The sequence below is a fragment of the Bacillus sp. EKM501B genome (assembly GCF_011800505.1).
Classification (GTDB): domain Bacteria; phylum Bacillota; class Bacilli; order Bacillales; family Bacillaceae_G; genus Bacillus_A; species Bacillus_A cereus.
This window is the reverse complement of sequence record NZ_JAALFZ010000013.1, coordinates 1-13,318: the sequence shown is the minus strand read 5'-3', so window position 1 is coordinate 13,318 and position 13,318 is coordinate 1. Positions and strand designations below refer to the sequence as shown.

Sequence of the window (13,318 nt, the reverse complement as noted above, 5' to 3'; positions counted from 1 at the left end):
ATGTGTTACAGTGCACCAGGCGCAATCCACATATGTGAGGTGAGCCCTTTATCAGCTAAAGCGAGCTGACTGTCATATACAGTTTTCCATGTTTCATAGAACTCTTTATATAGTTCGTGATTTTCAGTAACTGGTTCGAATGTTTGCTCCCACTGTACAAACTCTTCGGCAGTTTCTTCCATAGATGAATATATGCCAGCACCAACTCCAGCAGCAATCGCAGTTCCTAAAGCAGCTGCTTCTTTCACAACAGGTACTTTTACAGGAATACCGAGTACGTCTGATAGAATTTGTGGCCATAGTTTTCCTTTAGCGGCACCGCCAGCAAAAATAACTTCAGAAGGGAATGTGCCAGTTAGATTTTTTATTAATTTTAAGTTTCCAAGTGTAATGAAGGCTGCATTTTCTTCAATAGCACGAAACAGTTCTTTTTTTCCGCATTTGTCAGCGTCTAAACTTAAATTTAAAAAAGAAGGTGCGGCATGACGCCAAGAAATGTAGTTCATAACGTTTGAAAAAGTAGGGATAATGCCATGTGAACCGACAGGTACGTCTTTCGCTTGTTCTTCTAGTAATTCATAAGCATCTACACCGAGTTTATCAGCAAGTTTCTTTTCTTCTTGGCAAAAAGCGTCTCGAAACCAGCGCATAACGAGACCTGGGAAAAAGGCGATTGTTTCATATTGCCATAGGTTCGGAACGACGTGACAATTTACTCGAATCGCAGCATGTGGATCTGTTATTGGCTCAGTAACATTCACTTCTTGTTGCCAAAAGCTACCCCCGCATATTAACGTTTGATTTGGTTTCACGATTCCTGTTCCGAGCGATGCCATTTGAGCATCTCCACCCCCGGCGACGACAGGAATCCCTTCACGTAATCCAGTTAATGCTGCACACTCTTTTGTAACGTTGCCAATTACTGTACCAGCTTCATTTACTGTTGGTGAAAATGGCAAAGATAGACCGCACTCCTTAGCGACATCGTTATCCCACACTCTATTTTGTAAGTCAAAAATACCTGACGTGCATCCGTTTGAGGGATCAATTTGTAGTACGCCGCTTAGTTTATATAAAATCCAATCGTTTAACATTGTAAAAGAGTAAATATTATTATAGACGTCGGGTTCATGTTTTTTTATCCAGAGTAGGCGTGGTAAAGCACCTAATGAAAAAGTTTGACCAGACTTTGTATATAAATCTTTTTCAAGATGTGACCGAATTTCTTTTAATTCACTAACTTCGACGGATGCGCGCCCATCAACATTTGCACACGCCCATATTTCTTGCCCATCTTGATCATATAAAACAAATCCTTCTCGCATACTTGTAGCGCTAATAGCAAGAATAGAAGAGGCAGGAGTGTTGCTTTTTTGAAGCACCTCTTTCGTACATTCTTGTACTAGCTTCCAATTTTCTACTACATCAAAGTTCATAGAGCCTGGATAACGAAGGTCAGATTTGTGAATCCATTCTTTTTGACTTACTGCAATTTGATTACCATGTAAATCAAAAAGAACTGCTCGAATGCTCCCTGTACCAGCATCAAAAGCTAATAAATGGGACATTAACAATCACCATCCTTTCGTAATAAGGAGAGGGCAGTTTCCTCATCGGTAATTAATGAATGAATAAACTTTCCTTTTAAGGCACCATAAATTGCATCTATCTTTTCAGTACCTCCAGCAACACCGACGACATGCTTCATATTGCGCAAAATAGAGAGGGGCGTGCCAATTAGACGATTGTGATGCGAGAGCTCTAATAAATCGCCATTTGTATTATAAAATTGTCCTAAAATATCGCCAGCACCGTTTTGACTACGAATATATGTCATCTCACGTAGTGTTAATTTTTCTTCTTTTACAATCGTAGCGTCTTGAGATAATCCCCCAATACCGACAACAGCCGTATGAGCAAGTGAAGCGACTTGAAGCATATCTTTTACACTCGGTTCTGATAGAATACTTTGTGCCATTTCGGTTGTAGACGCTAGAAACGGCGTAGGGATAATGTGAAGTTCGCCTTGCATGTAGTGTAAATAGTTTTGTTTTCTCGGGAGATAGTGATTTACCCCGCCTGTTAGCGTTACGATTGAAAGGTTGATAGAACTTTCAAAATGAATGTTTTCTAGCATTTTGCTAATTGTTTCTCCCCAGCCAATACCGAGTAAATCGCCTTGCTGGAGATGAGTTTCTAAATATTGTGCAGCAGCTTTTCCGAGAGAAGCGTGATAATTGTTTACTGGGGTAGGGATAATAAAAGCATCTTTTAAGTGGAATTTTTTCATTAGGTCACGCTCAATACTTAAACAGTGCAAACCAGTCCCTTTTACGTGAAATGTAACGATACCTTCACTCCGCGCTTTATCTAATAACCGGACGACTTTATTTCTTGAAATATGAAGAAGTGACGCGATCTCCTGTTGTGTTAATTGGTCTTTATAATAGTACCAAGCTACTTTAGTTAATAAATTTTCTTCAAAGTTCAGCTGAGTCATACTCTTCATCCCTTTCAACAATTGACCACAGCTTAAACATATGTACCATATATTTTGTTTATTCCAGTTGAAACGATTAATAGTACGTAGAAAAAAGTGTTCTAGATATAAAAAAAGGAATATACAATGCTACAAAACAAGTAGAACAAATAATCATTTTCTCAAAAAATGTTCTGGGTAAAGGCAGGTGACATCATGTGGAGAATGTGCCCTTATTACAAGTGAAGAAAATGAGTAAGGCGTTTTCGAATCAACTTGTGCTAAAGGAAGTGAACTTACAAGTAGAGCATGGTGATATATACGCTTTAGTTGGTGGAAATGGCGCCGGGAAATCGACATTAATGAAAATATTAACGGGGTTATATTCGTATGATAGTGGAGAAATGTATGTGAAAGGAAAGAGACAGCAGTTTGCAAATCCAAAAGAAGCACACCAAGAAGGGATTTATTTAATACCACAAGAACCGCTCATTTTTCCGCATATGACCATTGAAGAAAATATATGTATTGGATTAAAGGGGAATAGAAAGAAGCTTAAAGTAAAAGTTCAGCAATTAATTGACAGTTTAAGTTGGGATATTGATCTTAATGAACAGGGAGAATCGTTATCTATTGCGCAACAACAGTTAGTAGAAATCGTTAGAGGATTAATAAGAGAAGCTGAGATTCTTATTCTAGATGAGCCAACATCGACATTAACAACACACGAAATTAAGAGTCTTTTTGTGTTGATGAAAAGTTTACAAGAAAAAGGAATTGGGATGATTTATATTACGCATCGTTTTCCAGAAATCTTTGAAATTGCCAACAAAGTAGCAATACTACGTGATGGAATGGTTGTAAGCCAAGGTGATGTATGTGACTATACATATGACATGCTGATGGAGGGACTATTGCCAAAAGGATATAAACAGAAAGAGAAAATAGAAGTAGTTCAAGAGACAGCAAAGACGAAAAAAATATTAGAAGTGGTTGATATAAATGGTCACGCATTCGAAAATATATCATTCACTGTACATGCGGGTGAGGTTGTAGGTGTTGCTGGCATTATAGGATCTGGCAGAACGGAATTAGCAGAAGCGATATTTGGATTGAAAACTATAAAATCAGGGTCTATCTTATTGGGGGGAAAATCAATTGATACGTGTTCTTTGCATAAAAGGCTAGACGAAGGACTAGTTTATGTGCCAGAGGATAGGGCGAGGAATGGAATTTTCTCAATTGCTTCTGTTAAAGAAAATATTGCAGCAGCAAGTTTATATCAAAATAATCGCTTTTTTATAAATCAAGAAAAAGAAAGCGCTTTAGTTAATTCGTTTATAGAACAGTTCCGAATTGTTGTACAGAATATGAATAAAGAATTGGCATCTTTATCAGGAGGTAATCAGCAGAAGGTCGTGCTTGCGAAGTATCTTGCATGTAATCCTAAAATTATTATTCTTGATGAGCCGACTCGCGGAATTGATGCGAAAGCAAGGCTTGAAGTGTATGAGACGATAAAAAAAATGAAAAGGGAAGGACTCGCAATTTTATTAATCTCTTCAGATGTTGAAGAAATTATCCAATTAGTAAACCGTGTATATGTAATGAGAAATGGGCGATTTGTTTCTCATATGGAAAAAGAACAACTGAGTGTGAATGAAGTTACACGCCTTGCATACGGAGGTGTAACGGAATGAAACGTATGTATAAAATGCACGAAACGTCTATCATAATGTTACTACTAATTTATATAGCTATTGTAGGGATGATAAACCCTAGTTTTATTCAATTTACCTCGTTATCTTTACTGATGAAATCAAGCGTTATTTTAGTCGTGCTAGCAATCGGTCAATCGTTCGTCTTATTTACGAAAAATATAGATGTATCAGTTGGTTCAAGCATGGGATTAAGTGCAGCAGTTTGCGGAATGATGTTAACGAATGGGTATAGTGCATTCTTGTCGATATTTGTAGCTATTATACTTGGGGCCATTATCGGTTTCGTAAATGGTATTGGAGTTGCGAAGTTTCGGGTACCAGCCATTATTATGACATTAGGCATGTTAGGAATTGTTAGAGGTGCAATGTTAATTTTCACAGGCGGGAAGTGGATTGAAGATATTCCAAACGATTTTAAGCAGCTGTCATCTATCATCATTCTTGGTTTACCTATAACTGTATGGTTCGTTCTTATTATTTTACTACTACTATACTTTTTTTTAAGAGAAGTGCCATTGGGAAGATACTTTTATGCGGTAGGTGATAATGAAGATGGCGCGAGGCTTATTGGTATACCTGTTAATAAAGTGAAGATATATGCGTTTATGATTTCAGGCATAAGCGCTGCGCTCGCTGGTTGCATATTTGTTATGAATATCGGGTTCGTTCCAAATCAAACTGGTACAGGAATGGAACTACAGGTGATTGCAGCTGCTGTGCTAGGAGGAATTCATCTAAAAGGAGGAACAGGTTCTATATTTGGAGCTGCACTAGGAGCATTGTTTTTAGAAGTGATAAGCAGTTCACTTATCTTTTTAAAAATACCAGCATTTTGGAATAATGCTATTTCAGGTTTTTTACTATTACTTATTATCATATTAGATAGCGTCATGAAGAAGTGGAAAGCAGAAAGGAGAATGAATCTATGAAGTATTTTTACAGATGGGAAGGTGTGTTAATCATATTACTTCTTATAGAATTCATTCTCTTTAGTTTTATAAACAGCAATTTCTTAAATATTAGTAATCTCCTTTTTAGTACAAATGATTTTCTATTCATAGCAATCGCGGCAATTCCAATGACTTTCGTTATTGTAACAGGAGGAATTGACGTATCTGTAGGATCAATTATGGGGCTAACCTCGATTTTAATTGGTGTGTTTTGGATGAATGGAATTCATATTTTACTAGCAGTAATAATGGCACTTATAGTCAGTTGCTTAGCAGGAGCTTTAAATGGGCTTATTATAAAATTGACAGATGTAGAACCACTAGTCGTTACACTCGGAACGATGTTTTTATACGGAGGAATTGCACTCGTCATTTCAGGAGGGGCAGGTGCTTCTGGATATGAAGGGATAAGCGGCTTACCTGATACTTATGTACAACTAGCAAATGGTAGTTTTATAGGAATACCCAATTTATTATGGCTACTTATTTTATTAACAATTGTATGCACGATTTTGTTTCACCGAACGATATATGGGCGCCACGTAAAATTAACAGGCGCGAATGAAAATGCAGCAAAATACACCGGGATTAAGACGAAGAAAGTAGTAATCATTGCTTACATACTTTCTGGGTTAGGAGGTGGATTAGGAGGAGCTTTCTTAACTGCATATTTCGGTTCTGCACGTGCTGATATAGGAAGCGAAACAATATTACCAATTATTACAGCAGTTGTATTAGGCGGGACACTTATTACAGGTGGAAAAGGAAGTATTTTCGGTACTGTACTGGCGAGTATTTTCATTGGGCTCATGCAGTATGGCTTGCAAATGACGGGTTTAACAAATGAACAATCCAATGTAGTAATAGGTATTATCCTTATTCTTTCAGTTATTATGAGACATTTCAAATTACATCAATTTTTAGCGGGGAAAAGACAGAGTTTGCATAAGGGGGAAATGTCATGAAGAGAAAACTAGGGATTGTATTGATTGTATGTATTTGTTTAATCGGTTTAATTGCGTGTTCTAGCCAAACGGCAGATAAGAAAAAGGCTGATGATGTGAAATTTGCATTTATTCCGAAATTAACAGGAGTTGGTTTCTTCACATCGGGAGGTGAAGGAGCAAAGGAGATGGGAGAGAAGCTAGGCGTACAAGTGAAATATGATGGGCCGTCTGAAGCGAGTGTATCAGGGCAAGTAAAGTATATAAATAATTTTATTAACCAAAACTATGATGCACTTATGGTTTCCTCTACATCAGTTGATGGTTTATCGCAATCACTACAACGTGCTAAGAAAAAAGGAATGACCGTCTTAACATGGGATTCTGATGTGAATCCGAAAGATCGTTCTTTTTATATAAGCCAAGGAACACCAGACCAACTTGCTAACTTATTAATAGAAATGACTTCTAAGCAAATTGGAGATAAAGGAAAAGTAGCATTCTTTTATTCTAGCCCGACAGTAACGGATCAAAACCAATGGGTAACGAAAGCGAAAGAAATTATTAAAAAGAAATATCCGAACTGGGAAATTGTAACGACGCAGTACGGTGAAAATAATGCACAAAAATCTTTATCCGTAGGGGAGAACATATTAAAAACGTATCCAGATATTAACGCAGTTATTTGTCCAGATGCAACAGCACTCCCAGCAATGGCGCAGGCAGCTGAAAACTTAAAAATGGATAAAAAAGTAGTGGTAACTGGATTTTCTACACCGAACGTTATGCGTGATTATGTAAAACGAGGAACAGTACAACAATTTGGTTTATGGGATGTAAAACAACAAGGTGCTCTCGCAACGTATGTAGCAAATGAAATTGTTGTAAAAGGGAAGAAGTTAAAAGTAGGGGATAGCTTCGAAGTAAAAGGAATTGGAAAAGTGAAAGTAGAGCCAAACTCCATTCAAGGATATGATTATGAGGCAGAAGGGAACGGAATTATCGTATTACCAGAACGAGTTGTATTTACGAAAGATAATATTGATAAGTATAATTTTTAGTAGACAAAAAAACGTCCGAATATATCGGACGTTTTTTTATTTCTGCATTAATTATGAACAGTTTCTTTTTCGTTTAATCCAAGTGTACGACCAGTAGAAGTGTGAAGGTCTTGGAACAATCTTGGATTTTCAGTTAGTGAAATGCCATATGAAGGAATCATTTCTTTTATTTTTTCTTCCCATTCTACCATGCGGCTTGGGAAACATTTTTCTAATACTTCGAGCATGACGTGAACAGCAGTAGAAGCACCTGGTGATGCGCCTAGTAATGCGGCGATTGAGCCGTCAGCTGCACTTACTACTTCTGTACCAAATTGAAGTGTTCCTTTACCGCCAGCATCAGTATCTTTAATTACTTGTACACGTTGTCCAGCAACTACAATATCCCAATCTTCACTTTTCGCGTTCGGAATGAATTCGCGTAATTCTTCCATACGTTTTTCATGTGATAACATAACTTGCTGAATTAAGTATTTTGTAAGTCCCATTTCTTTTACACCAGCGGCTAACATCGTTAAGACATTATTCGGTTTTACAGAACCGATTAAGTCAAGATTTGAGCCAGTTTTTAAGAATTTAGGTGAGAAGCCTGCGAATGGTCCAAACAGTAAAGCTTTTTTATTGTCTATATATCTCGTATCTAGATGAGGTACAGACATTGGCGGAGCGCCAACTTTAGCTTTACCGTACACTTTCGCATGATGCTGCTCTACAACTTTTTGGTTTTTACATACCATAAATAGTCCACTTACTGGGAAGCCACCAATATGCTTTGATTCAGGGATACCAGTCTTTTGAAGTAGAGGTAGGCTACCGCCACCGCCGCCAATAAAGACGAATTTAGCAGTATGATGCTCAATTTTACCACTATTCATATCGTGTACTTTTACTTCCCACAAACCATTTTTCGTGCGCTTAATATTTTCGACACTATGCTTGTAGTTTAGCTCGACATTTTTTGTTTTTAAGTAATCAAACAACATACGTGTTAATGCACCGAAGTTAACATCTGTTCCAGAGTCAATCTTCGTTGCCGCCATCGGTTCATTAGATGTGCGACCTTCCATAATGAGTGGAAGCCATTTTTTTAATGTTTCAGGAGCATCAGAAAATTCCATTCCTTGAAACAGTGGATTTTTTGAAAGCGCTTCAAAACGGTTTTTTAGAAACTCAACATTTTTTTCCCCTTGTACTAAACTCATATGAGGTAGTGGCATAATAAAATCTTGTGGATTACGAATTAATTTGCTCTTTACAAGATATGCCCAAAATTGTCTTGAAAGCTGGAATTGCTCATTCACTTTTACAGCCTTACTAATATCTATAGATCCGTCAGCTTTTTCGGAAGTATAGTTCAGTTCGCATAGCGCAGAATGCCCTGTACCTGCATTATTCCATTCGTTAGAGCTTTCTTCCCCGGCACTTGCGAGTTTTTCAAAAACTTTAATTTCCCATTCTGGTGCTAATTCTTTTAGTAATGAGCCTAACGTTGCACTCATAATTCCTGCACCAATTAAGATAACGTCTGTTTTTTGCTGCATGTTGCTCATGATAATCTCTCCATCCCCTATATTGGCAAAAAAGTGTAGGTGTTTTCTATGTCTAAGCCGTAAAAGAGAAACACCGCCTAGGCCCCACCTAGGTGTATACCTTTTTTGTCTCAATTATATAACCATCTCATACTCTATTATAATAATTAATAGACTAAAATATCTAGTGTTATCTGATAATTTTAAACTATTTAACGTTTTATTCGCTAAAAATCTTATTTAACAAGCTCTTTTAAGGTGGTAAATAGAAAAAAATTACAGTTTGAAATTATCTCGAAAAAGCTTACGTATCCTTAAGTGACTAAATCGAGTACCTTTTTATGGGATTATTCTTTCTGTAATGGTAAGATTATTCTGAAAAATAAAAAGGAGGGACTCTAATGTGTACAAAAGAACAAATTTCAAACTTATTTCGAAACTTTTCAATAAAGGAATGTAAAGGGTCAAGTGATTTATATGAATATTTATCAATGAAAATTGCTGAAGATGAGGAAGTACTTACACTATCGTCCTATGCTCAGGTAGGTCAACCAGTCCCAAACTTACTATTAGGTGCAGTACATTATTTATTGCTAGCAGGGAAAGAACATCATTTAAAAACGTATTATAGTAGTTTAGTTGAAAATGCTGATACAAATTTAGATAAAGCTTTTAATCATTTTAAAGATTTCTGTAAAGAGTACCGAGAAGAAATCATTACTTTGTTACAAACGAAACTCGTTCAAACAAATGAAGTAAGACGGTGCGCATACTTATACCCAAGTTTCTGCTACATATTTAACAAAGTGAAGAAGCCGTTAGCGTTAATTGAAATTGGGACAAGTTCTGGGTTGCAACTGTTCTGGGACCAATATCGTTATTCGTACGGGACGGATGAAATGTACGGAAATATAGATTCAAATGTGCATGTAACTTCTGAAATAAGAGGGGAGAATGTGCCGCATTTTCTAAAAGAAAGCCCATCTGTCGTAGAAAGAATCGGACTGGACTTACATGTGAATGATTTACATAATGAGGAAGATTATTTATGGTTACGTGCTTTAATTTGGCCAGAGCATAAAGAAAGGTTTGAGATGTTTGATCAAGCTGCATCTTTAGTGAAAAATGAATCTGTCCAATTAATAGAAGGAGACGGTGTAGAGCTATTATCATCTATTATTGAACAAATAAGTGAAGAAGCTGTTATTTGTATTTTCCATACACACGTCGCAAATCAAATACAAGAACAAGTAAAACATAAGTTAGAAAAACAAATACAAGAAATTGGCGCAAAACGTGATGTATTCCACCTGTATAACAACATGTGGGATCGTGACCTTCATATTGATTATTATATTAACGGAAACGAATATCGTGAAACGGTTGGAGAAACAGAAGGGCATGGGAGATGGTTTAGCTGGAAGATTGGAAATGAGACGCTTATTTAGATTAATAGGGGCGCCCTCACTTGTAAAAGAAGGGACCATAGGCTCAAGCATTGACTAAATGGTTAAGGAATAAATGTATTAGTAACATACAAAAAATGCTTCGGAGAAATCCTAAGCATTTTTTGAATTACATTTAAACCCCATAATGGATCATGTACTTCTGTTCTGCTGTAGCTTGTACAATTTTTGAAGCTAACTCATTCAGCTCATCAGATTTTCTGAAGAACTTTGAAGATGTAACTGTTTCATAGAAAATTGCTAAAGATTCAGGAGGGATAATTGTAATCCATCAACTTGTGATCCGATAAAGAGATTTTTTAACACTTTTTCAGCGTAAATTTTATCCTCTGTATTCATTCTTGAATTCCTCCTTTTCATAAAAATATACCTTATATTTTTATTGTAATAAATAAATTTTCATGTAAAATGAACCTTTTGTGAAAAACGAGCGAATATAGTGTGAAGGATCATGAGAGGGGAACGGAGCTTTGGATGAAGTACAATTAAAAGAATGGCTATATAAACGAAAGTATGTTGTCCAAAAAAGAGTTTGAGAAAGTGTTACTTTGGATTGTTGAATAGATATTTAGTAAAAGAATTAACCAATAATTATATTATGTAAACTTTATTTATAAAACACCCATTTAAAAAATGGATGCTTTATATTTTAATATATTAGGTGTAATATATAGTTTGAAAAAGCGGAATACTTTGCGGAAAGTTAAAAATATTTTTCGGATCATATTTCGCTTTTACTTCCATTAATCGGTCAAAGTTGCAACTGAAGTATGCATCTGGCCAATTTTTAATGGATAGGTCAGGCGTATTAACGTAGACACCTTTTGTAAATGGAAGCATCGCTAAGCGGAAGTCTTCAACCCATCGAATACTTCCAGCGGCACCTTCTGGTTGCTCCCAAGTAGCGAATATTGACATGTTTGATAGTGCTTTTCGGTAAAAGTAAGCAGTTGCCTCATTTGGCACCTCAGCAACAGCACCGCCTAATCCGTGGGAAAATATGGAGGTGGTAAAAAAGGGTAAGTTAAATCGTAATTTCTATTTGATTGCCTTCTGGATCACCTATTACACTTTCATAATAGCCATCTCCAGTAAAACGTGGTCCATTTAATAAAGGATAACCAGCATCTTTTATCACCTTTGTCAGTTCATTCACTCGTTCTTCACTACCGACAGAAAAAGCCATATGAGCATAGCCAGTTATGTTTAAATTAGGCTTATTTTCAACCCCTTTTTTACGCATAAGTTCAAGCCTTGCTCCAGATTCGAACGTAATAAAATAAGATTCAAATTGTTTCATTTCATTATGGTATAACGAGTTTGCTTTACCATTAAAGTATTTTATATAAAAATCACGCATACATTCTAAGTCATTTACCCAAATTGCGATATGTTCAATTTTCATAGGTTTCACCAATCCTATCTGTATCAATTAGGCTTCCACTGTATTAAATTTGCATTTGCATTGCAACAATTTTGCTTTGCTATTAAAGCTAGTTGTTAATTTTTGATTATGTACGTACATACAATATGTAATTAAGTGAATGACCATCATAGTAATTACAGAAAAGGGTGAATACAGTATATGAATCAATTTGAGCAAATGATGTACGTTGGTGTCATCATGTCTATTGTACTATCTGTAATGATTTTAGGGTCCTTATATTATAATCCTCGACTTTCATTAACTGATTATCCGAAAGATATTCAAAAAGTAGTTTTTCCAAAATCGATTCATGAAAAAAAGCAAACCATTTATTTTAATATTTTATATAATACTATTCTTTTCGGTACTCCTTTCATTTCTACATATATACTACATAAGCATGAAAAATTAATGTATATGGATGCCTATTTACACACTTTTGGTATTTTAATGATTTTCAATTTAGTAGATTTACTTATAATTGATTGGCTAATTTTTTGCTGGATTACTCCAAGGTTTGTTGTGATTCCTAGTACGGAAGGTATGAAAGGATATAAAGATTATAAGTTTCATTTAAGAGGGGCTATAGTCGCTACTCAAATTTTAGCAATCGTAAGTTTATTTTTGGCGGGAATTGCTACAACTATTTAGTGTGAAGAAGGGCATGGAGCTTTTATAAAAGATAAGGAGATTTATAATATATAGAATTAGAAATGAGAATTTGATAGTATTGGAGTAAGGAGTTTTAATAACAGTATATTAAACAATATTAATATACTGTTGCAAATGTTTTGATATTATGTAAGATTATACAATTTTACGAAGGCATTTGGTAAAATTCAAAAAAATTTAATGGAGGCTAATATGAAAAAAGTAATTGGCGCAGCAACAGCAACTGTTTTTGGATTGGGGGCGTTTACCACAACTGCTACCGCAGAAACAATTGTAACAGCAGATGTACTTAACGTACGTGAAAAACCGACTACAGAATCAAAAGTGGTCGAAAAAGTAAAGAATGGGCAAGAGTTAAAAGTCATAAATACCGAAGATGGCTGGTCAAAAATTGAGTTGAATGGTAAAGAAGTGTTTGTAAGTTCGGAGTTTACAAAAGATGTATATCATGTAACGGCGAATTTGTTAAATGTACGCACTGAAGCAAACACGGATTCAGAAATTCTTGGCAGACTAAAAAAAGATGATGTAATTGAATCAACGCATCAAGTAAAAGACGGATGGCTGCAATTTGAGTATAAAGGAAAAACTGCTTATGCAAACGTTTCTTTCCTATCAAGTACAGCACCAACTGAAAAGAAAACTGAAGAGAAAACGAAGCAAGTAGCGAAAGTACAAAAATCAGTTAAAGAAAAGAAAGAAGTAAAGACGCAGAAAGTAGCAAAAGCGAAAGAAACAACGAAAGCACAAGAAATAGTAAAGCCTAAAGAAGAGTTAAAAGTCAAAGAAGAAGTAAAAGTTAAAAAAGAAGAGAAAGCGCAAGAAATAGTAAAGCCTAAAGAAGAGGTAAAAGTCAAAGAAGAAGTAAAAGTTAAAGAAGAACCGAAAGTGCAAGAAATAGTAAAGCCTAAAGAAGAAGCAAAAGTCAAAGAAGAAGTAAAAGCGCAAGAAATAGTAAAGCCTAAAGAAGAGGCAAAAGTCAAAGAAGAACCGAAAGCGCAAGAAATAGTAAAGCCTAAAGAAGAGGCAAAAGTCAAAGAAGAACCGAAAGCGCAAGAAATAGTAAAGCC

The 13,318-nt window shown here is 35.8% G+C and carries 12 protein-coding genes and 1 pseudogene; 7 read left to right on the top strand and 6 right to left on the bottom strand.

Annotation, left to right across the window (positions count from 1 at the left end; genetic code table 11):
• Nucleotides 1-5 precede the first annotated feature (5 nt).
• Together lsrK and HFD78_RS20805 are read right to left on the bottom strand one after the other, a co-directional pair.
• Nucleotides 6-1,568: an autoinducer-2 kinase gene (gene lsrK / locus HFD78_RS20810; protein WP_000018815.1), complete on the bottom strand. Its 1,563-nt coding sequence runs from the start codon at nucleotides 1,566-1,568 to the stop codon at nucleotides 6-8.
• Nucleotides 1,568-2,500 (bottom strand): sugar-binding transcriptional regulator, encoded by a 933-nt coding sequence (locus tag HFD78_RS20805; RefSeq protein WP_000192709.1) that lies wholly within the window; start codon nucleotides 2,498-2,500, stop codon nucleotides 1,568-1,570. The genes lsrK and HFD78_RS20805 overlap by 1 nt, the downstream gene beginning before the upstream one ends.
• 197 nt (nucleotides 2,501-2,697) lie before the next feature.
• Here HFD78_RS20805 and HFD78_RS20800 point away from each other — a divergent pair, with 197 nt between their 5' ends.
• The 4 genes from HFD78_RS20800 to lsrB are packed head-to-tail and all read left to right on the top strand — an operon-like array spanning nucleotide 2,698 to nucleotide 7,155.
• The gene (locus HFD78_RS20800; RefSeq protein WP_000432630.1) at nucleotides 2,698-4,179 is read left to right on the top strand and encodes a sugar ABC transporter ATP-binding protein; all 1,482 of its coding nucleotides are present in this window, start codon (nucleotides 2,698-2,700) and stop codon (nucleotides 4,177-4,179) included.
• The gene (locus HFD78_RS20795; RefSeq protein ID WP_000827684.1) at nucleotides 4,176-5,129 is read left to right on the top strand and encodes an ABC transporter permease subunit; all 954 of its coding nucleotides are present in this window, start codon (nucleotides 4,176-4,178) and stop codon (nucleotides 5,127-5,129) included. Before HFD78_RS20800 ends, HFD78_RS20795 begins: the two co-directional genes overlap by 4 nt.
• Nucleotides 5,126-6,115, top strand: a complete 990-nt coding sequence (locus HFD78_RS20790; RefSeq protein ID WP_000873530.1) for an ABC transporter permease — start codon at nucleotides 5,126-5,128, stop codon at nucleotides 6,113-6,115. Before HFD78_RS20795 ends, HFD78_RS20790 begins: the two co-directional genes overlap by 4 nt.
• Nucleotides 6,112-7,155, top strand: a complete 1,044-nt coding sequence (lsrB, locus tag HFD78_RS20785) for an autoinducer 2 ABC transporter substrate-binding protein LsrB (RefSeq protein ID WP_000823656.1) — start codon at nucleotides 6,112-6,114, stop codon at nucleotides 7,153-7,155. Before HFD78_RS20790 ends, lsrB begins: the two co-directional genes overlap by 4 nt.
• A gap of 47 nt (nucleotides 7,156-7,202) precedes the next feature.
• Here the strand turns inward: lsrB and HFD78_RS20780 are convergent, their stop codons facing one another.
• The gene (locus HFD78_RS20780) at nucleotides 7,203-8,705 is read right to left on the bottom strand and encodes a malate:quinone oxidoreductase (protein WP_000069138.1); all 1,503 of its coding nucleotides are present in this window, start codon (nucleotides 8,703-8,705) and stop codon (nucleotides 7,203-7,205) included.
• A gap of 380 nt (nucleotides 8,706-9,085) precedes the next feature.
• On the opposite strand from HFD78_RS20780, the gene HFD78_RS20775 reads away from it, so the two are divergent.
• The gene (locus HFD78_RS20775; RefSeq protein ID WP_000337436.1) at nucleotides 9,086-10,132 is read left to right on the top strand and encodes a DUF2332 domain-containing protein; all 1,047 of its coding nucleotides are present in this window, start codon (nucleotides 9,086-9,088) and stop codon (nucleotides 10,130-10,132) included.
• Nucleotides 10,133-10,265: 133 nt separating this feature from the next.
• On the opposite strand, the pseudogene HFD78_RS29600 reads toward HFD78_RS20775, so the two are convergent.
• From HFD78_RS29600 to HFD78_RS20765, 3 genes and pseudogenes are all read right to left on the bottom strand, one after another.
• Nucleotides 10,266-10,418, bottom strand: a pseudogene (locus HFD78_RS29600) (short-chain dehydrogenase); the annotation flags it as partial.
• Between the two features lie 389 nt (nucleotides 10,419-10,807).
• Complete coding sequence (locus tag HFD78_RS20770; RefSeq protein ID WP_002196612.1) at nucleotides 10,808-11,116, bottom strand: BBE domain-containing protein; 309 nt, start codon at nucleotides 11,114-11,116, stop codon at nucleotides 10,808-10,810.
• Between the two features lie 58 nt (nucleotides 11,117-11,174).
• The gene (locus tag HFD78_RS20765; RefSeq protein WP_000687533.1) at nucleotides 11,175-11,555 is read right to left on the bottom strand and encodes a VOC family protein; all 381 of its coding nucleotides are present in this window, start codon (nucleotides 11,553-11,555) and stop codon (nucleotides 11,175-11,177) included.
• Nucleotides 11,556-11,735: 180 nt separating this feature from the next.
• Here HFD78_RS20765 and HFD78_RS20760 point away from each other — a divergent pair, with 180 nt between their 5' ends.
• Both HFD78_RS20760 and HFD78_RS20755 read left to right on the top strand, forming a co-directional pair.
• Nucleotides 11,736-12,227, top strand: a complete 492-nt coding sequence (locus tag HFD78_RS20760) for a hypothetical protein (protein WP_001071234.1) — start codon at nucleotides 11,736-11,738, stop codon at nucleotides 12,225-12,227.
• 213 nt (nucleotides 12,228-12,440) lie between these two features.
• On the top strand, nucleotides 12,441-13,318 hold an 878-nt coding region (locus HFD78_RS20755; RefSeq protein ID WP_191968107.1), incomplete at its 3' end, for an SH3 domain-containing protein.